Source organism: Deltaproteobacteria bacterium (genome assembly GCA_026388415.1).
Taxonomy (GTDB): domain Bacteria; phylum Desulfobacterota; class Syntrophia; order Syntrophales; family JACQWR01; genus JAPLJV01.
Genome location: JAPLJV010000010.1, coordinates 1 through 23,356 on the forward strand (window position 1 = coordinate 1; position 23,356 = coordinate 23,356).

Below are 23,356 nucleotides of genomic sequence, written 5' to 3' on the forward strand. Positions count from 1 at the left end.
CCTCCCCATGGACAACGACTACGATAAACTGAAGGTTTATCTGCAGGAACACCTCCGGGCCGGTGATTAAATTTTGCTGTCAGCAAATCTTAAGCATCGAAAAGCGCCGCGACAAATTCCTCGCTGTTGAATCTTCTGAGATCATCAATACCTTCGCCAATGCCGATATAGCGGATGGGAATATTGAGTTCGCCGGCAATCCTCAGCACCACGCCCCCCTTGGCAGTCCCGTCCAGCTTGGTCAGAATGATCCCCGTGACCCCGGCTTCTTCACGGAATATTTTGGCCTGGGAAATGGCATTCTGACCGGTGGTGGCGTCAAGGACCAGCAACATCTCATGCGGAGCGCCGGTAACCTCCCGGGACATGATCCTTTTCATTTTCTTCAGTTCTTCCATCAGATTAACCTTGGTATGGAGCCGACCGGCCGTATCTACTATCAGAACTCCCCCGGGGCGGCGCTTAGCAGCCTGAATGGCGTCAAAAACAACGGCCGAAGGATCGGCATTGATTTTTTGCTTCACCAGATGCACACCCGCCCGCTCGCTCCAGACCGCCAACTGTTCAATGGCGGCCGCCCGAAAGGTGTCGGCCGCAGCCAGAGTAACCGTCCGCCCCTCTTCCCGGAACAGATGCGCCAACTTCCCGATCGTCGTGGTCTTGCCTGTCCCGTTGACGCCCACCACCATGATCGTAAATAAACCATCAGAGGGAATGGTAAAGGGGGCATCACTTTTCCGCAGCGTTTCCGTCATGGTCTCACGCATGATTTTTTTCAGCGCCTCGGGATTGCTCAGCTCCTTTCTCTTCACCTGATCCCGCATCTTTTCGAGGAGCTGCGCGGTATAAAGCGGCCCGACATCGGCGGCAATCAGGAGTTCTTCCAGCTCATCAAAAAGTTCCTGATCAATAACTTTCTTGCCCAAAATGACATCGTTGACATCCATCAAGAGAATCTGTCTGGTCTTATCCAGGCCGACCTTGAGACGTTCGAATAGTCCCATGCTGCTCCTTCTCTAATCTATTGAAATATTGAACATACGAGTTTGATAAGCCGCGATTTGCCGCATCAGTTGAGATTGACGGAAACGAGGGTCGAAACACCTTGATTCTGCATGGTAATCCCGTAAAGATTTTCTGCCACTTCCATCGTCTTCTTGTTATGGGTAATCATGATGATCTGCGAATTTTTCGCAATATCCTGAATTAACCGGTTAAACAACGAGATATTAGCATCATCCAACGCCGCGTCCACTTCATCGAGCACCAGAAAGGGCGTGGGCCGATACTGGATAATTGCCAGGATCAAAGCTATCGCCGCCAATGATTTTTCGCCTCCCGACAAGAGGCTGACGTTCCGGGTGCGTTTCCCTGGAATCTGAATATCCATTTCCACGCCTGTCTCAAGCATTTCCGTGCTGTCCGTCAGATAAAGGCTGCCTTTACCGCCCGGGAATATCCTCGTGAACATCTCCTGGAAGCACAAATTTACCGCCTCAAAGGTCTCGGCAAAGCGCGTGCGTGAAATCCGGTTGATCCTCTCAATGGTGCGCTGTAAAGACTGCAAGGAAGCGGTGATGTCGGCATCCTGGGCCGTCAGGAAATCGTGCCGCTCCTTCAGTTGTTCATATTCGCTCAAGGCCAGCAGATTAACCTCACCGAAGTTTTCGACTGTAGCCCGGGCCTTCTCCAGGTTCTCCATGGTTGCCTGTTTTTCTCCGGCTTCGATCCCCTTGAATTCCCGGACCAATTCTCCCAAATCAACATAATGTCTTTCCTGAATGTTATTTTTCAGGTGATCGCTCTGAAAGTCAATTTCCCGAAGAGCAATCTCCCGCTCATTTGCCTCTTTCGTGACCCGCTCCAGGCTTTGTTTAATCTCTTTAACTTCCCGTTCGCAGTCTTTCAGCAAACCATCCTTGTCCTGCTGCCGGAGATTCATTTCCGCCAGTGTTTTTTCCAGAAGTTGGTACTCCTGATAGAGACTCCCCAGATTTTCCGTCTCACCGGCAATATTTACGGCGAGTTCCGCTTCCTGATGAATCGCCTTTTCCTGGTCCGCCTGCTTCTCCGTTATCTCACGGAGCAAGGCGGTCTGGGTCATTCCCAGGGTGGTTAAGTTTCTTTGCCCCGCTGCCATTTTCTCTTCACTGGCAGCCAAAAGAACCTTGGTGGCAGTGTACTCCCGTTCCCACTTCTCAAGTTCTGATTTAACTTCCTGCCGCTTAATATTCAGCCCTGCTATAACTTCAGTAATGACAAGCTCCCGTTCTTCCTGAACAATCTGGTCATGCTTGACCAGCTCCATTTTCTCGAGCGTTTCTGTTTCGGCCGCAACCATCGTCTCATGATCGAACTCGTGTATGCTGCGCCGTTGATTAATGCGCTTCATCTCGTCATCGAATCGTTCCAGGTCTTTGCATCGGCCGTTAATCTGGATCTCCAACTGGTGCAACTCGGTTTTGACCTGCTGCAACGCCTCTTCAGACCCGGCAATCATGTTGATGGCAACTATCCTGTCCTCCTCAGACTCTTCCATGTCCCGCCGCAGGCGAGAGATTTCCTTTTTTAATTCGCCGATTTCTCTCTTGTTGGCCAGCAGATTTCTTTCTCCCTTGTTATGACTGCCGCCGGTAAGTATGCCATGGGAATTGATGATATCGCCATCAGGCGTTACAAAAGAACCCCGAAACCCGTTTTGACTCCATAAGGAGACGCCGTCCTTGAGGTTTGGTATCAGCAGTACGTCGCCCAGCAGATTATCCAGGATTGCTTTAAAGTCGTCATGCACCTGAACTCGATCAAGCAGCCGCACCGTTGCCTCAAGATGTTTAGGCTGCGGTGATTGCAGATGATAATTTCTGACACCCAGCGGGACAAAAGTTCCTCTCCCGGAGGCGGACTGCTTTAAATAATCAATGGCCCTGATCCCATCCTCCTGATTCTTGACCACGACATATTGCAGTTTCTCACCCAGAACAGCCTCAACCGCCATTTCATATTCCATCGGCACGTCAATATGGTCGGCCACGAGACCGAGAAACGTATCACCTGCCAAACCAGCGAGACTTCCCTGTTTCCTGGCTGTCATGATGGATTTGATGCCCTCGCTGCACCAGGTGTAACCATCCTGAAACTCCTGCAGTGAAGCCAAGCGAGCCGACTTCCGACCGTTCTGGTCCTTCAACCCGGCAATATCGTCTTCAACTTGCCGGAGACGCTCCCTGGCCTCGCCAAGATCGGTAATAATAGATCCCTGACGAGTCTTTAATCCCTCCCTGTTTTCCTCATCCGCCCCTAACGCCTCACTTATATCCCGCCAGGACTGGGAAAGGAAATCAGAGCGTTGGGCATTTTCTTCCATTTCCTTAAGGTGCCGTTCCTTCCTTTTGTTAATATCCTCAAGGGTCTTGACAAAATTTGCCTCCATATTCTTGAGCTTTGACTTCTCGGCCGCGATATCAATATACGCTACTTTCCGGGCGTCTGATTCCCTGTTCAGGTCGCTATCGGCTTTCCTCAATTCGTCAAGCTGCTTCTGGCTGGCAAGAATAGCCGCCTGCACATCTTGTATCTCGCGCTGCAGCGTTTCAATCTGTGCCGTCAACGTGTGAACTTCATTCCGGATATCGGCTAGACGGTCTTCCCGCGTCTTTATCTCGGCAACGTTCCGTTCTTTTTGAGCATGCAGATCGGCAACACGCTTGCGGGAAAATTCCACCGTCTGCTCTTTCATGTTAATTACGTTCTTGATTTCATAAATTTTTTCGCGGCTTTGGGAAATCATTTCCTCTTGCTGCATCACGGTGACTTTTAGCTCCTCAAAAGAGGCTTCCCTGCCTTTCAGCTCCGTTCTAATAGCCGTTTCTTTGCCTTGCAGAATCTCCCTGTCTTTTTCCAGCGCTGCTCTCTTCTCGATCAGGTCGGCATAGTTTACCAGCGCCAAGGAGAGTTCGGCCTCCTTGATTTCTTTTTTCAGGGCCCGGTATAATTCGGCGCGTTTTGCCTGCCGGGAAACGACATTGAGCTGGGTTTTTACCTCCTTCATTATGTCATGGAGGCGCAGCATGTTTTGCCGGGTGGCTTCCATCTTCCGTAAGGCTGCTTCTTTCCGGCTTTTGTATTTGGCAATCCCGGCAGCTTCCTCGATATATTGCCGCCGTTCTTCCGGCTTCGCCTCGACCAGCGTGGAAACACTGTTCTGCTCTACGAGAGAATAGGTCCTGGCGCCGACTCCCGTATCCATGAAGAATTCCTTGACATCCAGCAGGCGGCAGGGAACTTTATTGAGGTAATACTCACTTTCTCCTTCCCGGAAAATACGCCGGGCAATAGTCAATTCACTGCACTCGCCGTAAGCGCCCGAAAAAGGCTGGCCATCGCTGACCATAGTCATGGTAACTTCGGCCATCCCCACGGGGGCAGTATTTTCGGCCCCGCTGAAGATGACGTCGTCCATCTTCTTGCCGCGCAGGGCCTTGATGCGCTGCTCGCCCATAACCCAGCGAATTGCATCAACAATATTACTCTTGCCGCAACCATTGGGGCCGATCACGCCGCTGATGCCCGGTGAAAATTCCAGGACGACCTTCTCGCAGAAGGTCTTGAACCCGCTTATCTCCAGCTTTTTTAATCGCATCTTTCAAAACCCGGCCATTTGTAATTCTGTGCGATATTAGCAAAGGGTCGGGCTGTTGTAAAGAAAAAAATACAATAAAATGTGGTCAAATTATTTTTACCCACAACATGTAGTATAATCAGCGTTTAAGGCCGGAGGTTCGGGCAAGGCAAAATTCAGAGTATGAAGGGGCAGAGAATATTAACAATAAACGTTGTGAATCCCCTTTTTCTTACTTATAATGCGCCGACGTAATTGCTGAAATATTCACATGTCATTAACGCAATGTTCTGGACGGGAACCAGACAAGCCTCTGTAATACTGAGAAATTCAATGGTAAATAAAGAAGCCACCGCCCGTATCATTGCGCGCCTTAAAACGCGTCCAATCTGGAGATGTCGGCGGTCGGTGACCGGCACCGGATATGGCCGATCCAGAGGTGGGGGGAGTTTGTTTATCGATGAAAGCAAAAATAGAAAATGATATTTGCCGTTGCCCCTGGGTTGATTTGGGCAAAGCCGATTATGTCGAATATCACGACAAAGAGTGGGGTGTTCCGGTTTATAACGACAGGCTGTTGTTTGAATTTCTGACTTTGGAATCTGCCCAGGCAGGTTTAAGCTGGTACACCGTTTTAAAAAAGAGAGAGCATTATCGAAGGGCATTTGAAAATTTTGAACCGGAAAAGATTGCCGGATTCGATCAGGCAAAGATTGAAGGACTGTTACTGAATCCGGGGATCATCAGAAATCGCTTGAAAATCGAAGCTACGGTAAATAATGCGCATAAATTTCTTGAAGTTCAGACAGAGTATGGAAGTTTTTCAAAATATATATGGGGTTTTGTCGGGGGCAAACCAAGAATAAGTAACATATTGAAATTGTCTGATTATCCTGCAACAAACCAGGAATCGGACACATTAAGCAAAGACTTGAAGAAGAGAGGGTTTAAATTTTTGGGTTCTACGATATGTTATGCGCATATGCAGGCCACGGGTATGGTAAACGACCACTCTCTTGGTTGTTTCAGGAGAAGGGAGCTCATTGAGAAATATGGTAAAGGACAAACCCATGAACGGTAACAACCGATCCGACATCGCACCCGGCATGCGGGTGAAAGTGGTCCGGAAAGAGGATCAGCGCAGCGGCGCCCTCACGGAAGGAATCGTCCGGGATCTGCTCACGAAATCGCCCCAGCACCCCCACGGCATCAAGGTGCGCCTGGAGGGCGGTATCGTGGGGCGGGTACAAGAGATTTTGGGCGCTTGATGGTCACCCGTTTTTCCGCGGAAAGGACTTCCATGAAGATTTACGTTGATGCGGACGGATTTCCCCGGGCAGCGAAGGACATCCTGGTCCGGGCCGCCCTGCGGCTGGGTGTGCCCGTCGTCTTCGTGGCCAACAAGCCTTTCCGCCAGGAGACGTCGCCGCTGATTTCGAGTCTTCTCGTCCCCGAGGGGCCGGACATTGCCGATGACCGCATCGTGGAGTTGGCAGAGCCGGGTGATCTGGTAATTACCGCCGACATCCCCCTGGCGGACCGGGTCGTCTCCAAGGGGGCCTGCGCCCTTAATCCCCGGGGCAAGCTCTATACGGAGGAGAACGTCAAGGACCGTCTGGCTGTGCGGGATCTCCTGAGCGAATTAAGGGACGGCGGCCTGATGACGGGCGGACCACCGGCCTTCGGTAAGAAGGACTGCCAGGCCTTTGCCGACCAGCTCGATCGCTTCCTGATCCGCCGGTTGAAGGAGGAAAAAGCCTAAACGGCTGGATGGAAATACCGGATTAAATCAAAATATCCCGTCCAGCACCGCACCACAGCGCGGACAGGCATTGTCTCTCAGCGTCACTTTCTTGATGGAAAAGCCGTGGCGTTCGATGAGCAACTTACCACAGTTGAAGCAGTTGGTATTTTCTCCTTCGCTGCCGGGGACGTTCCCTACATAGACATATTTGAGCCCTGCTTCCCGGCCGATTTCACTGGCGCGGCTCAGAGTAGCCGCAGGAGTAGGTGAGCGGTCTGTCATCTTATACTGGGGATGAAAGCGGGAGATATGCCAGGGGGTTTCCGCTCCGAGCGAAGCGACAAAGGCGGCGATGTCCGCCAATTCCCCGGTACTGTCGTTCAAGTGCGGGATCAGGAGCGTAGTTACCTCGACCCAGATGCCCAACTCCTTCATCTTCTTCAGACTATCCAGAACCGGCTGCAGATGGGAGCCGCAATGGTCATGGTAAAAATCCTCGCTAAACGACTTCAGATCAACATTCGCCGCATCTAAATAAGGAGCAATCGTCTCAATAGCCGCGGCCGTCATATAGCCGTTGGTGACGAAGACATTCTTCAAGCCCCGTTCATGGGCCAGCCGCGCCGTATCCAGAGCAAATTCAAAATAAACGGTCGGTTCCGTGTAGGTGTAGGCAATAGTGCGGGAGCCGGACTTGATTGCATGCCCTACAACATCGTCGGGAGTCATCTCCAGCCCGCCGACGTTGCCACCATCCCGCGGGAGCTGTGAAATATTATAATTCTGACAAAAGTCGCAGCGAAAGTTGCAACCTGCGGTGGCGATGGAAAAGGATCGGGAAGCCGGGTAAACGTGATAGAGCGGCTTTTTTTCGATGGGGTCAACATTTTCGGCGATGATCGCCCCGTAGACGAGGGTATAAAGCACCCCTGCCCTGTTTTCCCGGACACCGCATAAACCACGCTTGTTCAGGCTGATCCGGCATTCGTGGTGGCAGAGATGGCACCTTGCCACATCAGCCGCCATTTTTTCATAAAGGATGGCTTCTTTGATCAAATTGACCCTCCCGCACGATCCCCTGGACAGGCTGTCGGCCATCGGCCTTGATCTTGAAGGGATCGCCGATGATATTCTGCACGGTTCTTAAGGTAAATTTCACGGGAAAGGATAGGCCGAGAAAGGCACCCAGGGGGTTTTTCATGACGGGCAGGGCCTCCTCCAGCGGTGCGGCAAACCTATAGCAACTGTTGGGCAAAAAGATAACGCTCCCCCAGCGGACATGGACGCCAGGCAGGAAGTATCTAATCAGGCGCGTCAATTCGGCAACATGGTAAAAACGTGCTGAATTATAAATGGAAGGATGGAATAAGCCACGTACCCGGCGCTGCAAAGCGGTGGTAGAAAATTTATTCAGCACCCCGATGAAAACTCTCCCCCGGCTAACCCGAATGGCCTCGCTGATGGCTTTTTCCGGATCGGCGATAAACTCCAGCGATAAAATCAGGGAAACAATGTCAAATTCGTTGTCGGAAAAGGGGAGATCCTCCGCCTTGCCCGGATGAAGATCCACCTTGTGGCCAAGCTTTTGCCTGGCAACTGCCAGCATCGGCGCTGAAGGGTCAATCCCGGTGACATCGCAGCCGCGATTTTGAAATAGGGCCAGATGTTCACCCGTGCCGCAACCAACGTCAAGCAGCCGCTCTCCGCGCCTCGGCGCCACGAGCTCCAGGATTAAGTCTTTTTCCCGCTTGTCTATATAACGGCCCTGCGGCGTCTGGAACCAGTGGTCATAATTATTGGCTATTTCTTCATCGAAAATCATCTACTCGCCTCAATGTATGATCCCTGTCATCCCCTATCTTACACTGTCTACAACTTATCCACCGATTGCAGACATTTCTTTGGCGCATTTTTTGACATGGTTCTCATCGCAGCATAGCTCGTGCTTACCCGGCTTGGCGGCAATAACCCCGCTCATGAGGCCCTGCAATTCCCCATCAGGGCAACCGTCGCGCAGGGCATCCCTCAAATCCACATCCTTATCCTGAAGCAGGCATGCCCGCAGGTGGCCATCGGCGGTAAGGCGGAGGCGGTTGCAGGATTCGCAGAAGTGGTGACTGATAGGACTTATAAAACCTACTTTTCCCAAGCCGCCCTCAATCCTGTACATGCGCGCCGGTCCATCAGTATTATTTTTCCCGTCGCCGCCCGGTTCGAGCCTGTAGACGCTTTTAATCCGCTCCAGGATTACCTCATTGGAAATGTATTGATCTTCACAACCCAGACCCGCCTGCCCCATCGGCATCAATTCGATGAATCGGATCTGAAATGGTTTATGCAACGTCAAACGGGCAAAATCAATAATCTCATCATCATTTACGCCCTTGATGACAACGGTGTTGATTTTGACCGGATAAAACCCAGCCTGATGGACCGCCTCTATGCCGCGCAAAACGGCATTCAGCTCCCCTCCCCGGGTAATCCGGTGATATTTGGCCTCATTTAGGGAATCAAGGCTGATATTGATCCTTTTAATCCCCGCCGCCAAGAGAGGAACAGCGAAGGGCGCAAGCAAGATGCCGTTGGTGGTGAGGCTGATATCCGTCAGACCGGAAATTTCCGCCAGACTGGCGATGAAGTCCACCACGCCGCGCCTGACGAGCGGTTCGCCACCGGTGATGCGCACTTTGGAGATTCCCAGGCTTACCGCGACCTTAACAATCCTCAATATCTCTTCATACCTGAGGACATCCTCATGTCCCAGCACGGAGACACCCTCTTTCGGCATACAATAACTGCACCGCAGATTGCATCGGTCCGTAATGGATATTCTCAAATAGTTAATGTTCCGATTGTAACCATCTATCATAATTTGTATCTTCCCTTACTATTAAAGGTGAACTGCTGTGCCATTGTAACAAAATTAATGTTTCATGACAAGCAGGAAGGTCGGCAGCCTGATGGCAAATCATCCTTGACAGTTATGCATTTCTCGACTAAACAGTTGGTCAGTCGTGGCTGGATAAATATAATCAATCTACAATCCGGAGAAATTTCATGGGGAAAGTGCCAATTACCAGATCAGGTTTTGAAAAATTAAAAAAAGACCTGGAAACGTTTAAAACAGTCCTATTGCCGGAAAACATTAAGGACATTGAGGTTGCCCGGGCTCAGGGCGACCTGTCGGAAAATGCCGAATACTCGGCGGCCAAGGAAAGACAATCCTATATCCATGGCAAGATTCAGGAAATAGAAAATAATCTGGCCCTCTCCGACGTGATTGACCTGGCCGCTATGGCGACCGACAGGGCTGTTTTCGGGACGGTAGTGAGCATTGAAGAAATAGATACCGGTAAAGCGATTAAATACCAATTGGTCGGACCGTTCGAATCCGATATAAACGAAAACAAGATATCCGTCACCGCTCCACTCGGGAAAGCCTTAATCGGGAAAAAAATCGGCGATGAAATAGAAGTGAAAGCTCCCGGAGGGGTGAGAAAATTTGAGATAGTTGATATTCTCGCCAATTAGATTCAGGTTTTGCCCGCCACGTTCAATCTGGCCATAGCCCTCATCAAGGCAGCCTTTGACTTTTCGTAATCGTCGCTCGCCCCTGGGGGCATCGTACTTAGTTTTTCCTGAGCCCTTTCTTTGGCTATCCTGGCTCTTTCCTTGTCAATGGCATCGGCTCGTTCGGCCGTTTCGACCAGCAGGGTTACCTTGTTTGACGCCACCTCGGCATAACCGGTATTTATGGCGTAATAGGACCGCTTGCCGTCCTTGACGAGGTTCAGTTCCCCGATATCAACGAAGCTAAGAACTGGTGTGTGACCTTTCAAGACGCAAAACTGTCCTTCGCTCCCCGGTATTGTCACCTGCTCGACGAGGTCGCTGAAAACCAGCCTTTCCGGGGTAACAATTTCCAGCAATAATTCATCCGCCATCTCAAGTTCCTCTGGTTAGTCAGATAGTTGCTTGGCTTTTTCCACGACCTCTTCGATGCCACCCACCATGTAGAAGGCCTGCTCGGGTAAATCGTCGTGTTTGCCGTCCAGTATTTCCTTAAAGCCTCTGACCGTATCGGCCACGGACACAAATTTGCCCTCCTTACCGGTGAATTGAGCAGCAACGAAAAATGGCTGCGACAGGAATCTCTGTACCTTTCTCGCGCGGCTCACGGTCAGCTTGTCTTCTTCGGAGAGCTCATCCATGCCGAGGATAGCAATGATGTCCTGCAAATCTTTATATTTCTGCAGAGTAAGCTGAACAAGTCTGGCAACTTCGTAATGCTCTTTCCCGAGTACATTGGGATCGAGGATCCGGGAAGTGGAATCCAGCGGATCAACTGCCGGATAGATACCAAGTTCGGAAAGAGGTCGGGACAGAACCACGGTGCCGTCCAGATGGGCAAAGGTAGTTGCCGGCGCCGGATCCGTAAGATCGTCGGCGGGCACGTAAACACACTCTACGGCAGTGATGGAACCCTTGGTAGTGGAAGTGATGCGTTCCTGCAGCTCTCCCAGATCCGTCGCCAGGGTCGGCTGATAGCCGACGGCCGAGGGCATGCGTCCCAGAAGCGCCGAAACCTCAGATCCGGCCTGAGTAAAGCGGAAGATGTTATCTATGAAGAGCAGCACATCCTGGCCTTCCACATCACGAAAATACTCGGCTACCGCGAGCGCCGTCAGAGCGACTCTCGCCCTTGCTCCCGGTGGTTCAGTCATTTGGCCGTAAATAAGGGCAGCCTGCTTGATAACGCCGGATTCCTTCATTTCTAAATAGAGATCGTTTCCTTCCCGCGTCCTTTCGCCTACACCGCCAAAAACGGAAATACCGCCATGGTGCATCGCTATATTGTGGATCATCTCCATCATGACGACGGTTTTCCCCACTCCCGCGCCTCCGAAGAGTCCCATTTTACCGCCCCGGGGGAAAGGCACCAGTAAGTCAATAACTTTAACGCCTGTTTCCAGCACCTTGACACTCGTATCCTGCTCCATAAAGGAGGGGGATTCTTTATGAATGGAGGAAAAGTTTTTTGCGTTTACCGGACCCAATCCATCAACGGGGCGTCCGACCACGTTTAATATCCTGCCCAGACATTCCGGTCCGGCCGGTACCATGATCGGAGTGCCCAGATCCTTGGCCGCCATGCCTCTGACCAGACCATCGGTAATGTCCATGGCTATGCAGCGGACTACATTGTCACCCAGATGCTGGGCAACCTCGACGATCAGGTTGTCTTCCCGTTCGTCAATGGTGGGATTAGTTATGCTGATGGCGTTTAAGATGTTGGGGATATTTCCATCCTCAAAGGCCACATCAACGACCGGTCCTATTACTTGCACAATCTTTCCTACATTCATACCCATCTCCTTATTTTTTCTTATCCCTTGGACAGCGCCTCAGTGCCGCCGACGATGTCCATCAGCTCCGCCGTTATCGCCGCCTGTCTCGCTTTGTTATATTTAAGCGTCAAGCTGTTGATCATGTCCTCACAGTTGCGGGTGGCGTTGTCCATCGCCACCATCCGGGCGCCGTTTTCTCCCGCCGATGTCTCCAGCAGCGCCCGATAGATGAGCACATGAACATACATGGGAAGGAGTCGTTCCACCAGGGCCGGCTCGGAAGGTTCGTATAGGTAATTCACCCTTTTGTCGAACGGGAGATCATCGCGGGCGCCAATCAATGGCAACGGGAAAATCCTTACCATAGCGGGCCGTTGGATGGAAACGTTGGCAAACTCGTTATAGATGACGTGCAGCTCATCGTACTCTTCCTTGATAAAAGGCTCGATGACATCGTCCGCAATGCTTGCCGCCAGGGTCATATCAAGGCGGCGGAAGACTTCAACGCGCTCCCCCCGGATGTTGTGTTTCTTCCGAAAGTAGTCTCTCCCCTTCTTGCCAACAGGAATCAGCACCACTTCCTGACCGGCGCCGATTCTTTCCCGGACGAACCTTTCGGTGGCTTTAATCAGGTTATTGTTAAAACCCCCGCAAAGACCACGATCAGAGGTCATGCACATCACCCATATTTTCTTTGCCTCACGCACTGCCAGCAAAGGATGGGCGGCCGGTTCCACACGCGGCGCCAAACTTTTCAGTACATCCATGAATTTAAGCGCATAAGGCCGGAAATTCTCCAGCCTGGTCTGGGAGGCCTTAAACTTCGAGGCCGCAACCATATTCATGGCCTTGGTGATCTGCCTGGTCTTCTGAACCGCTACTACTTTTCTTTTAATGTCCTTTAAGGCGGCCATTAAAGTAAACTCCCTCAAGTGTTGTTAATCCGTTAAAAAAGATGACGCTTTTTCAACTGACAGTAAATACCGTATCAAATTCGCCGACTGCAGTTTTTAATTTCTGTTCCAGATCCGCACTGATAATCTTTTTTTCATCAATTTCCCGACCAATTTCGGGGTATTTCGTGGCTAAGAAACTCAAAAGCTGAGGCTCGTAATTCTTTATGGATGCTACCGGATACTTATCCAGATATCCCCGCGTACCGGCAAACAGAATTGCCACCTGTTGCGACAGCGACATGGGCTGGAACTGCGGTTGCTTCAATATTTCCACCAGGCGCACACCGCGCTCCAGTTGGGCCTGCGTTGACTTATCCAGGTCGCTGCCAAACTGGGCAAAGGCGGCCAGCTCACGGTACTGAGCCAGATCAAGTTTCAAGGTTCCCGCCACCTGTTTCATGGCCTTTACCTGGGCCGCGCCGCCAACGCGTGAAACTGACAAGCCTACATTGATGGCGGGCCTGATGCCGGAATAAAAAAGACTAGGCTCCAGATACACCTGCCCATCGGTTATGGAAATAACGTTGGTGGGAATGTAGGCGGAAACATCACCCGCCTGCGTTTCAATGATCGGCAGGGCCGTGAGCGATCCTCCGCCCAATTCTTTGCTGACACGGGCGGCACGTTCCAACAGTCGGGAGTGATTATAAAATATATCGCCCGGAAAGGCTTCGCGCCCGGGAGGTCTGCGGAGCAGCAGCGAAATCTGACGGTAAGCCACAGCCTGCTTGGAGAGATCATCATAAATAATCAGTGCATCCTGCGCCTTATCACGGAAATATTCGCCGATGCTGCAGCCGGCATAGGCGGCAATATACTGCATGGTGGCCGGATCGCTTGCGGTAGCGGAAACAACGCAAGTATAGGCCAGGGCATCATGTTTTCTCAAATTTTCCACTACTTGCGCCACGGTGGATTTTTTTTGCCCGATCGCCACATAGACGCATTTTACGCCTGTATCCTTCTGCCTGATGATGGCATCAACACCGATGGCCGTCTTGCCGATCTGCCGGTCACCAATGATTAATTCCCGCTGTCCACGGCCGATAGGCGTCATGGCATCAATGGCCTTAAGCCCCGTGTACATGGGCTCATTTACTGGCTGCCGCTGAATAACACCGGGGGCAACCATCTCAATCCGGCGAAACTCCTGGGTCTCTATGGGACCCTTCCCGTCCATCGGGGCGCCGGTGGCGTCAATAACGCGGCCCAGCAGTGCCTCACCAACAGGCACCTGGGCAATCTTGCCGGTCCGTTTGACAATATCGCCTTCCTTAATGTGCGTTACCTCTCCCAGAATGGCAACGCCTACGTTATCCGTTTCGAGGTTCAGGACCATGCCCAAGATGCCGCCCGGAAATTCCAGCAACTCCATCGCCATCGCCTTCTGCACTCCATATACCCTGGCGATGCCATCGCCTACGGAAAGAACGATGCCGGTTTCACTGACATCCAGTTTCTTTTCATAATCTTTAATCTGTTGAGAAATAATCTGACTGATTTCCTCTGCCCTTATCATCTCCATGCCCTATATCTCCTCCCCTAAGAGCCTACTCATGTTATTCAATTGCACCTTGATGCTGCCATCGTAAAGCTTGTCACCTACCCTGACCACGACGCCTCCCAGCAATGACGCATCTTCATCTATCTGCATTTCCACTTTTTTCCCGGTCAGGGACTCCAGGCCTCGCTGCAGATTTGCCGCCAGCTCCGATGTCATGGGAAACGCCGTCCTTACCTGTACGCGGGAGATCCCAAGGGCATCATCCATCAGCTTGCGATAGCTTTCCTCAATATCAGTCAGGCCGGCTATCCGGCGTTTCTCAACTAAAAGCCTGATAAAATTAGCCGTTGGCAAGGATAAATTCAGCTTCAGCAAAACCCTGTCCACGACCTTTTTCTTGTCCCCTTTGTCATATACGGGATTAGAAAGCAATTCTCTGAAGTTTTTGTTGTCCTCCATGACCACGGCAAAAAGTCTTAATTCCCGGTAGTATTCTTCATACCTGTTTTGTTCGCCCGCCACAGTAAAAAAAGCCCGCGCGTAGCGTCTGGCAACATTACTGGTTATCAATGCTTGCTCACCACCTTGTCTATATAATCTCCGACCATAGCAGCGTGATCGGTCGCGGTAATATTCTGCTTCAGGGTATCCTGAGCCATTTGCACGGAAAGGCGCACGGCCTCTTCCCGCAAATCGTGACGTGCCATTTTCATCTCGTGGTCCATCCTCTTACGGGCATCATCCTTCATTTTCACTGCCGCCCTTTCGGCATCGGCGATGATCCTTTCCTTTTCTGCCAGCCCCTGTTGCCTGATCAAGTCCGACATGGCTTGTATCTCGTCCGTGGCCTTGTCCAACCGGGCATTATATTCGGCAAACTTCTTCTCCGCTTCTTCTTTAGCGACGGCTAACCCCTGCAGGGTCGTTTTAACGTCATCCTGACGACTGCTAAAAAAATCCCTCACTTTGTCGGCCATGAGCCAATAGAGCAAGCCGGCCAGCACAACAAAATTAAACGCGCGCCAGCCAAAGCCGACCCAGTTTCTACCGGCTTCCGGATCGCCGCCACCTGTGGAGGCATGCAGCAGCGTAATACCCAAGGCAGGACCGACGGACAGAACAAACAGGATGAAAATCAACATTTTAGTATGCATCATTTTCTTTAACGATCGGTTTTGTAACGACCTGCGGAATGACTTCTCTGCGTCCCTGCTCTTCATTGGAGTCTCCTCCCCAGCACTTTCTCGGCTATTTCCAAAGATATCCGCCGGGATTGGCTGCCTAAAATCTCCCTGGCCGCCAGAATCTCCTCCTGCAGTTTTTCATGATATTGTTGCGTAAGCGCGAGAATTTCCTTACTAACACCGTCAACGATCGCTTTTGCCTGATCGGAGCCTTCTTTGATAAGATGCTTATTATTTCCCAGAGCTTCAATCTTCGTCACGCGAACCTTTTCTTCATAGGCAGCCATTTTTTCTTCCACCATCCTGTCAAGACGGGCGATTTCCTCTCGCCCATTTTCGATGCGGCCGTTTCTCTTGTCAATAATCGCGAGCAGGGGCTTGTAAAGAAGAAAGTTCAGGATAACAATCAAGATGATAAAATTAATAATCTGGAGAACCAACGAAAAATCAATCTGAATCACAGCATTCCCTCGCTAAGAATAAACTGACTGGCAAGTTACTAAATGGCCGTAGCTAATAAACGGTCGCCTTCTAATCACAACTCGCCACACTTGTCAAGCAACTTTCCAAATATTTCCTGCATAGCCGCAATACCTCACTTCCGGGAAGCGAGGAAGCGTTTCCGGACAATTTTCCAGCCGTCGTTTTCCCGTTTAAGTTCCAGGCTTTTTATACCCATGCTGCTGATGCCATCGGAACGGTAATGCTGGTACTCAGCACTCAGCACTTCTTGCACTTGTCTTTCATGCTTGCAGCACAAAACGTCTCATCCGGACATTGAGCAACAAACCAATGCCAAACATAAAAACCACCAAAGACGAGCCCCCATAACTCATAAACGGCAGGGGGATTCCCACTACCGGCAGGATGCCCAGAACCATGCCGATATTGATAAATACCTGCCCGAAGATCATCATGGTAACTCCGATGGAAATCAGCATTCCCGTCAGATCTTTCGCTTGAAAAGCAATTTTCAGACCCCATAAAATCAAAGTAAAAAAAACAATTATTAATAACATCGCACCGGCGAAGCCCCATTCTTCGGCATATACGGAAAAAATGAAATCAGTATGTTGTTCGGGCAGGAATTTTAATTGCGTCTGGGTGCCTTTTAAAAAGCCCTTTCCCCATAACCCGCCGGAACCGACCGCAATAATGGATTGAATGATGTGGTAGCCGGTGCCCAGGGGGTCCTGTTCGGGATTTAAAAAGGTCATTATCCGTTCTTTCTGATAATCCTTCAAGAAATGCCAACCGAGGGGAATAAGAACCAGACCGCAGCCGGCAGCCAAGGCCATGGATTTCCATTTTATGCCCGCCATGAAAATAATGCCCAGAAAAAGTATGATCAAAATGATGCCCGTACCAAGGTCCGGCTGCTTGAGTACCAGCAGGAAGGGGATGAATGCAATCAGGAAAGGCAGTAACAGCTCCTTTAATGAGTATTCTTTTTCTGTTTTATGGCTGTCAAAATACTTTGCCAGCGCTAAAACAACTGCAACTTTCATCAATTCTGAGGGCTGCAGGGAAAAACCACCCAGGGCAATCCATCGCTGCGAACCACGCGTGGCATCGCTGATAATAAAGACGAGAATCAGTAGCAGGAGGGAAACAAAGTAAATCAGGTATGCCTGCCGAACGATGACGCGATAATCAATGCAGAAGGCTAAGGCCATGAAAAAAAGACTGATTCCCATCCACTGCAACTGCTTGATGTAAAGGGTTTTCAGCCGTGGCTCGGGCAGGCTGAATCCGGAGCTGTAGATATTAAGGATGCCGATAATCGAGACGCTGAGGACTATAAAAAGCAGTGTCCAGTCAAAATTTATTATCAGACGACGGTCAAACTTCATTTTTTACTGCCGCCTCCAGATTCTTTAGCCTTGCGGGAAAAATAGGCATCCAGGATTTTTCTGGCCACTGGTGCGGCAGCCGAACCTCCATGACCGGCATTTTCCATGATAACAGCCACGGCGATCTCCGGATTCTTGTACGGTCCAAAACAGACAAACAGGGCATGATCTCTGTATTCATAGGCGACTTTCTTTGCCCGCCGTGCTTTTTCATCTTGAGGCAAGCCAATGACCTGTGCAGTTCCGGTTTTGCCGCATAAGTCCTCTTCAGGCCTCTTTAACACATAACCGGTGCCCCCGCGTTCGTTGACAACGCCCCAGAGTGCGTAATTCAACAAGGCCAGATTCTCCTTGCTAACCGGTAACGTATTGATTTTTTCCGGACCAAATTCTTTAAAAACCTTACCATCGGCGGTCTCAATTCTCTTGATTACATGAGGACGAAACAACGTGCCGCCATTGGCCAGGGCAGCATAGGCGTTAACTAATTGTATAGGTGTGACTAAGTTATATCCCTGTCCAATGGCGACGGAAATCGTTTCTCCCAAATGCCATGGTTCACCCAACCGTGATAATTTCCATTCTTTCGTCGGCACCAAACCGCTTTTTTCACGGGGCAAATCAACTCCTGTAACAGAGCCGAAACCGAACTGCCGAGCATACCAGGCAATCTTGTCTACACCAAGCATCTTGCCCAGATTATAAAAATAGACATCACAGGATTCCACGATAGCACGGTGGAGATTGACGACGTGATGACCATCCTTTTGCCAGCACCGGAAGGTACGGTTTCCCACTTCATAGGCGCCATTACAGGTAAACGTCTTCTCAGGTGTAATTAAACCCTCCTGCAGGGCCGCAGCGGCAAGAACCACCTTGTACGTAGATCCGGGAGGGTATTGACCGGCAACAGCCCTGTTTTCCATCGGATGCACGGGATCGTTGGAGAGTTTCTCCCAACTCGCAAAGGAAATACCGCCATTAAACAAATTGGCGTCAAAAGAGGGCGAACTCACTAATGCCAGAACAGAACCATCACGCACATCCACAGCCAGAACCGCACCGGTTTTACCTTCCATAGCGCTCCAGGCCGTTTCTTGCAGCAAGGAATCTATGGTAAGCACAACATTATACCCTGACTCAGGCGTTATCAGGCCGAGCCCTTTAACTTTTCTGCCAAAAACATTAACCTCTATCTGCTCGGCACCGTTCTTTCCCTTCAGGTAGGCATCTAAATATCTTTCCATGCCATACTTACCGACCATATCTCCCGAGCTATAATCCTTCGCAGAATCCTTTTCCAATTCTTTCTCGGTAATTTCACCAGTATAGCCCACAATATGCGAAATCATGGGACCATTATGATAATACCTGATCGGGGTCACTTCCACAAACACGCCCGGCAGGTCAAGCACATTGGTTTCCACAATCGCTACTTTTTCCCGGCTGACATTCCTGTCCAATCTGACGGGAGCAAAAGGTCTGGCCTTTTCCGCCTGCGACAAGTCTGTTGAAAAGTTGATGGATCTTTCGTTATAAAGATTTCTTAAATTAATAATGACCGCCTCTATATCGTTGATACGGCTGGGGGCAAAGAAGATGTCAAACGAAGGTTGATTCTCAACCAATACCTGATGGTTGGCATCCATAATCAAACCCCGGGGGGGTCTTATCGTGCGCAGACGCACGCTGTTATTTTCCGATTTCTGACGAAACTCTTCGCCCCTGACAATCTGCAGATACAATAACCTTATCATGATGAGCGAAAGGGCCAGTGAAACAACCACCAAGAGGATCATGAATCTTCGTTTGAATTCAACCGATTGTTGATCGCTCAGCCGAGCGTGTATTTCCTGCATGCGAGAAGACCTTGAGCCTCCGAAATAGAGAAAAAACCATCGGCGCCAGCAGACCGACGATTATTGCCTGCGGCAAAAAAACATCCCATAAATGCTGGAGCTTGTCCAAATCAAAAGCAAGTTTGTAAAACAATATAACAAGTATTCCTTCAATAAGAGAGCAGCTGCCGACGAATATCATCACGACTGGAATTTTTTCTGCATAAATACGCGGAGAAACAAACTTCGCCAGCCAAAAAAACGCAAGATACAGAAGAGCAAAGAGTCCGGAAACGGAACCCATAAGACAGTCGAGCAAAAACCCGATAAAAAAACAAAAAATACCACCTTTTATCCAGGTCAGGTTAAAGCCGGCATATAGGACCATGAGGAGCGATATTTCGATGACTAATTCACCGGAAAAAAAAAGATTGGCAATCATAGTTTGGAAACCTATGAAAATTATGCCAACGCAAAATAAATAAACATATCTCACTTATTTTCATCCTTCGCCGGAATTATAACCAGGACTTCCTCGATGCCGACAGGATTCACAAAGGGGGCAACATTAATCCTTTGAAATAGATCAGCCTCTTTTTTACTCACCGACCTGACAACCCCCAATGGCAATCCTTTCGGGAAAACACCGTCCAGCCCTGATGAAATGACAACCTCACCTACCTTTACATCCGTGGCTTTGGAAACATATTTCAAATTACACCCTGAAGAAGATGCACCCTGTAGTACACCCTGCGCCCTTGATTCCTGTAGCAGGGCAGAGATATTGCTGTTTTCATCAATGATCAATAGCACCCTGGATACATGCCACGAGGTTTCCAGTATCCTGCCCACCAAGCCCGACACAGCCATTACGGGTAATCCGGCGCGTAAACCATCACTTCCACCACGGTTAATGAGGATCATCTTAAAGATCGAAGAGGGATTTCTCCCCACGACTCTGGCCGCCAGGATGGGGAATGGCAAACTATCGCGCAGTTTCAATATCTTCTGCAGCCTTATGCCCTCCTGGTAACCCTCCCGATATTTGATCAGTTCTTCAACCAACTGCGAGTTTTGTTCTCTCAGGCGTTTATTGCTTTCCTCCCGTCCGACGAGAAAAATGTACCGATTCCAAACATCAGCCAGACCTTGCAGCGGCAAATTGATGGCCGTCTCCATGGGCGACACCATTTCCAAAGCCATTTTTCTCAGGAAGCCGGGTGATGGATGGTAAAGATTGAATAAAAGTATAAATAACGCCGTGATAAAGATTAAGGAGATGCTGATACCAAGGCGATATTTCTTAGGAAGTAACATTATTTGCCCACTTCGGCAAAAACGGTAAAATGTGAATTATCACACCTGGAAAGTAACTTCTTTCAAAACATCCAATTGATCCAAGGCCATCCCTGCCCCTCTGGCCACGGCCGAGAGAGGATCATCGGCAACGATCACGGGAAGCCCCGTTTCTTCCCGGATGCGGATGTCCAGATTCCTTAAAAGGGCGCCACCGCCTGTGAGGACGATGCCCCGGTCAACGATATCGCCGGCCAGTTCGGGAGGCGAATTTTCCAGGCAGTCTCTGATAGTATCTATAATGAATCCGATCGGCTCCATGATAGCCTCACGAATTTCTTCCGAATTAACTTCAATAATCTTCGGTATTCCCGAGATCAGGTCGCGCCCCTTGACGTCGAGTTTACGCAAGGTTTCTTCTGGATAGACGCACCCGATAGTGGTCTTGATAATCTCCGCCGTCCTTTCTCCGATCAGCAAACTGTACTTTCTCTTCATGTACTGAACAATTTCCTCATCTATCTTGTCTCCCGCCACCCGCACGGACTTGGAATAAACAACGCCGGATAGGGAAATAACGGCAACTTCCGTAGTACCGCCGCCAATGTCCACCACCATGGAACTTGTTGGTTCAGAGATGGGCAAGCCCGCGCCTATCGCGGCCGCCATTGGTTCTTCAATAAGATAAATCTCCCTGGCCCCGGCGGACTCTACCGTTTCCCGAACCGCCCGTCTTTCCACCTGGGTAACTCCGGAAGGGACAGATACAATGATGCGCGGCCTCACGAGCGTGCGGCGATTGTGTACACTGAGGATGAAATGCCTGAGCATGGCCTCTGTAATATCGAAATCGGCAATCACACCATCCTTCATGGGACGGATAGCCTCGATATTACCAGGTGTGCGGCCCAACATCTTTTTTGCCTCCGCACCCACAGCCAGCACCCTCTTTACACCCCGCGAATCCCTATGGACGGCCACCACTGACGGCTCATTCAAGACAATCCCCTTACCCTTCACGTAAACCAGGGTATTTGCCGTTCCCAGATCAATGGCCAGGTCATTGGAAAATTTACCCAGTATAAAGTCGAAAAGCAATTTTCTACCTCCTACTTTTATTATGTGCTCTGCAAACGTTTGACTTTGCCATCTATATCCCATTAATAGAATGCAAAGCAAGCCATTTTTCCAAAATATTATTGCATTTTAGCACGCACTATAATAAAAGGCGTCACTACATTGCGGAGGTGTATCCCCATGCTCGACATCATGAGAAAGCACGCCAAGAATTGGGTCATGAAACTGCTACTTGGCATTATTATCGTCGTCTTCATTTTTTATTTCGGATCAATGAGAGACAGCGACCGGACCGATAAAATAGCTATCTTCGACGGCAAAGCCATCTCTAACGCCGATTTTCAGCGCGAATATCAAAACCTGATAGATTTATACCGGAACCGCTTCGGGGGTAATTTAAATGAAGAGATGATAAAGGGCTTAAAATTAAAGGAACAGGCCACCGATAACCTTATCCGGCAGGCGATCATACTCGCCAAAGCGGATGAGCTGAACCTCCGCGTCAGCGACGAAGAATTGAGAAACTCCATCCTTTCCTATCCGGCCTTCCAGAGAAACGGTGTTTTCGATCAGCATGTCTACGAGAATACGCTGCGGCAAAACAAGATGACCCCGGAAAATTTTGAAACCATGCAGCGCAAAGTGGTCATTACCGGAAAAATTCAAGATCTTATAATAAGCGGCGTTCATGTTTCCGATCGTGAAGTTCTTGACATCTACCGGATGCAGAAGGAAAAAATTAACGTCAAATATCTCAAGCTAAGCTCCAAAGAATATCGTTCTGAAGTAAAACCGACCCGTCAGGCGCTGGAAGCCTATTTCAAAGAGCACAGCAACGAATTCCGGATGCCTGAGCAAATCCAGGTAAAGTATGCCTCATTTCTGGCCGCCGATTATTCAGCGAACATCAGGGTTGCGGACGAAGATATCAAGGAATACTACGAGAGGAACAAACAGGGACTTTCCAATAAAGGCGGAAAGCAGCCGTCGTTAGCGGATGTGAGTGACAAGATTGCCGTGGCGCTGAGGCAAATAGCAGGCATGAGCCGTGCGGCCGAGGAAGCCAGGAAAGCCCGTGAAGTCATCTATCAGCAGGAAAATTTTGACGCCTATGCGAGCAGCAAGGGGCTTCGTGTTCAAACCAGCGCCCTTTTCGCGGCCGGCGGCATCCCCCAGGAATTCCGCTCACTGGCTGACTTCTCCAAAAATGTGTTTACCCTGCAAAAGAGCGAACTTAGCCGGGTTCTGTCTGATGAGAAGGGATACTATCTCTTCCAGGTTGCCTCCCGCAAACCTTCCTATCTGCCGGATATTAAGGAAGCCGAAAAAGAAGTCGCCAGCCGCTATGTTGAAAAGGAGGCGAATACTCGCTGTCAAAAGGAAGCGGAAACGCTTTTGGAACGGCTGAAAAAAGGAGAGGCATGGGAAAAGATTGCCAAGGAGAAAAAGGGCGCGGCAGGAGAAACGGGGCTTGTCGTTCCCGGCTCCGATATCCCGGGTTTTGGCGTTTCCGAACAATTGACAGACGCCCTTACACAGCTTTCCGATGCGAAGCCTTATCCTGCTAAAATTCTCTCCATAAACGGAAATTTCATCATCGTCCGCTTTAAAGAGAGGGGTAAGATTGATGAAGGCGATTTCCAAACCCAGAAGACCGAGTTGAAAAGGCTCGTCCTGGAATTAAAGAAGAGTGAAACTGTCAACGCCTGGTTAGAAGGTATTAAGGCTTCGCTCATCAAGGAAGGCAGATTAAAGATTACCAAGGATGTTAAGGGAGCTTAAATTATTTTACCTTTCCCTTTGAGCCTCTTGCAAAATGAGCATTGTTACGAGGGTTATCACGATTCCCTTGCTGTTTTTCTGCCGTTCTCACTTCAGAGAGGGTGACTGGTTATTATTTACCCGTATTTTCGCAAATAGCCCATATTGATGGGCGCA

23 protein-coding genes are annotated in these 23,356 nt (G+C 49.9%); 5 read left to right on the forward strand and 18 right to left on the reverse strand.

Features of this window, described 5'->3' with window-relative positions:
* Nucleotides 1-89: 89 nt before the first annotated feature.
* Together ftsY and smc are read right to left on the reverse strand one after the other, a co-directional pair.
* Nucleotides 90-1,004 (reverse strand): signal recognition particle-docking protein FtsY, encoded by a 915-nt coding sequence (ftsY, locus tag NT140_02475; GenBank protein MCX5830750.1) that lies wholly within the window; start codon nt 1,002-1,004, stop codon nt 90-92.
* Between the two features lie 65 nt (nt 1,005-1,069).
* Nucleotides 1,070-4,639, reverse strand: a complete 3,570-nt coding sequence (gene smc / locus NT140_02480; GenBank protein ID MCX5830751.1) for a chromosome segregation protein SMC — start codon at nt 4,637-4,639, stop codon at nt 1,070-1,072.
* A gap of 403 nt (nt 4,640-5,042) precedes the next feature.
* Between smc and NT140_02485 the strand changes: the two genes are divergently transcribed.
* Genes NT140_02485 through NT140_02495 form a run of 3 tightly spaced genes read left to right on the forward strand, consistent with a single transcriptional unit; the run spans nt 5,043 to nt 6,380 of the window.
* Nucleotides 5,043-5,699 (forward strand): DNA-3-methyladenine glycosylase I, encoded by a 657-nt coding sequence (locus tag NT140_02485; protein ID MCX5830752.1) that lies wholly within the window; start codon nt 5,043-5,045, stop codon nt 5,697-5,699.
* Nucleotides 5,689-5,886 (forward strand): YwbE family protein, encoded by a 198-nt coding sequence (locus NT140_02490; protein ID MCX5830753.1) that lies wholly within the window; start codon nt 5,689-5,691, stop codon nt 5,884-5,886. The genes NT140_02485 and NT140_02490 overlap by 11 nt, the downstream gene beginning before the upstream one ends.
* A gap of 32 nt (nt 5,887-5,918) precedes the next feature.
* A complete protein-coding gene (locus NT140_02495; protein MCX5830754.1) occupies nt 5,919-6,380 on the forward strand; it encodes a YaiI/YqxD family protein in 462 nt (153 codons plus the stop codon).
* Nucleotides 6,381-6,407: 27 nt separating this feature from the next.
* On the opposite strand, the gene amrS is transcribed toward NT140_02495, so the two are convergent.
* The 3 genes from amrS to moaA are packed head-to-tail and all read right to left on the reverse strand — an operon-like array spanning nt 6,408 to nt 9,231.
* Complete coding sequence (amrS, locus tag NT140_02500) at nt 6,408-7,415, reverse strand: AmmeMemoRadiSam system radical SAM enzyme (protein MCX5830755.1); 1,008 nt, start codon at nt 7,413-7,415, stop codon at nt 6,408-6,410.
* The gene (locus NT140_02505) at nt 7,393-8,184 is read right to left on the reverse strand and encodes a class I SAM-dependent methyltransferase (GenBank protein ID MCX5830756.1); all 792 of its coding nucleotides are present in this window, start codon (nt 8,182-8,184) and stop codon (nt 7,393-7,395) included. Before NT140_02505 ends, amrS begins: the two co-directional genes overlap by 23 nt.
* Before the next feature lie 54 nt (nt 8,185-8,238).
* A complete protein-coding gene (gene moaA / locus NT140_02510; protein MCX5830757.1) occupies nt 8,239-9,231 on the reverse strand; it encodes a GTP 3',8-cyclase MoaA in 993 nt (330 codons plus the stop codon).
* 188 nt (nt 9,232-9,419) lie between these two features.
* Between moaA and greA the strand changes: the two genes are divergently transcribed.
* Nucleotides 9,420-9,893: a transcription elongation factor GreA gene (greA, locus tag NT140_02515; protein ID MCX5830758.1), complete on the forward strand. Its 474-nt coding sequence runs from the start codon at nt 9,420-9,422 to the stop codon at nt 9,891-9,893.
* Nucleotides 9,894-9,895: 2 nt separating this feature from the next.
* Here greA and NT140_02520 read toward each other — a convergent pair whose 3' ends face one another.
* From NT140_02520 to NT140_02580, 13 genes are all read right to left on the reverse strand, one after another.
* On the reverse strand, nt 9,896-10,306 hold the full coding sequence (locus NT140_02520; GenBank protein ID MCX5830759.1) for a F0F1 ATP synthase subunit epsilon: 411 nt from the start codon (nt 10,304-10,306) through the stop codon (nt 9,896-9,898).
* Between the two features lie 15 nt (nt 10,307-10,321).
* A complete protein-coding gene (gene atpD, locus NT140_02525; protein MCX5830760.1) occupies nt 10,322-11,728 on the reverse strand; it encodes a F0F1 ATP synthase subunit beta in 1,407 nt (468 codons plus the stop codon).
* Between the two features lie 20 nt (nt 11,729-11,748).
* Nucleotides 11,749-12,624, reverse strand: coding sequence for an ATP synthase F1 subunit gamma (gene atpG / locus NT140_02530; GenBank protein MCX5830761.1), 876 nt, complete (start codon nt 12,622-12,624; stop codon nt 11,749-11,751).
* Between the two features lie 52 nt (nt 12,625-12,676).
* Complete coding sequence (gene atpA / locus NT140_02535; GenBank protein MCX5830762.1) at nt 12,677-14,191, reverse strand: F0F1 ATP synthase subunit alpha; 1,515 nt, start codon at nt 14,189-14,191, stop codon at nt 12,677-12,679.
* Between the two features lie 3 nt (nt 14,192-14,194).
* A complete protein-coding gene (gene atpH, locus NT140_02540; GenBank protein ID MCX5830763.1) occupies nt 14,195-14,740 on the reverse strand; it encodes an ATP synthase F1 subunit delta in 546 nt (181 codons plus the stop codon).
* On the reverse strand, nt 14,737-15,390 hold the full coding sequence (locus NT140_02545; GenBank protein ID MCX5830764.1) for an ATP synthase F0 subunit B: 654 nt from the start codon (nt 15,388-15,390) through the stop codon (nt 14,737-14,739). The genes atpH and NT140_02545 overlap by 4 nt, the downstream gene beginning before the upstream one ends.
* A complete protein-coding gene (locus NT140_02550; GenBank protein MCX5830765.1) occupies nt 15,387-15,815 on the reverse strand; it encodes a hypothetical protein in 429 nt (142 codons plus the stop codon). The genes NT140_02545 and NT140_02550 overlap by 4 nt, the downstream gene beginning before the upstream one ends.
* A gap of 134 nt (nt 15,816-15,949) precedes the next feature.
* Entirely contained in the window at nt 15,950-16,090 is a 141-nt protein-coding gene (locus tag NT140_02555; protein MCX5830766.1) for a hypothetical protein, read from the reverse strand.
* A 7-nt stretch (nt 16,091-16,097) separates the two neighbouring features.
* Nucleotides 16,098-17,207, reverse strand: a complete 1,110-nt coding sequence (rodA, locus tag NT140_02560; protein MCX5830767.1) for a rod shape-determining protein RodA — start codon at nt 17,205-17,207, stop codon at nt 16,098-16,100.
* The gene (mrdA, locus tag NT140_02565) at nt 17,204-19,006 is read right to left on the reverse strand and encodes a penicillin-binding protein 2 (protein ID MCX5830768.1); all 1,803 of its coding nucleotides are present in this window, start codon (nt 19,004-19,006) and stop codon (nt 17,204-17,206) included. Before mrdA ends, rodA begins: the two co-directional genes overlap by 4 nt.
* Before the next feature lie 16 nt (nt 19,007-19,022).
* A complete protein-coding gene (mreD, locus tag NT140_02570) occupies nt 19,023-19,487 on the reverse strand; it encodes a rod shape-determining protein MreD (protein ID MCX5830769.1) in 465 nt (154 codons plus the stop codon).
* A 50-nt stretch (nt 19,488-19,537) separates the two neighbouring features.
* Nucleotides 19,538-20,362, reverse strand: a complete 825-nt coding sequence (mreC, locus tag NT140_02575) for a rod shape-determining protein MreC (GenBank protein MCX5830770.1) — start codon at nt 20,360-20,362, stop codon at nt 19,538-19,540.
* A gap of 39 nt (nt 20,363-20,401) precedes the next feature.
* Complete coding sequence (locus NT140_02580; protein ID MCX5830771.1) at nt 20,402-21,424, reverse strand: rod shape-determining protein; 1,023 nt, start codon at nt 21,422-21,424, stop codon at nt 20,402-20,404.
* A gap of 174 nt (nt 21,425-21,598) precedes the next feature.
* On the opposite strand from NT140_02580, the gene NT140_02585 reads away from it, so the two are divergent.
* On the forward strand, nt 21,599-23,200 hold the full coding sequence (locus tag NT140_02585) for a peptidylprolyl isomerase (protein MCX5830772.1): 1,602 nt from the start codon (nt 21,599-21,601) through the stop codon (nt 23,198-23,200).
* The last annotated feature ends 156 nt before the right edge of the window (nt 23,201-23,356 follow it).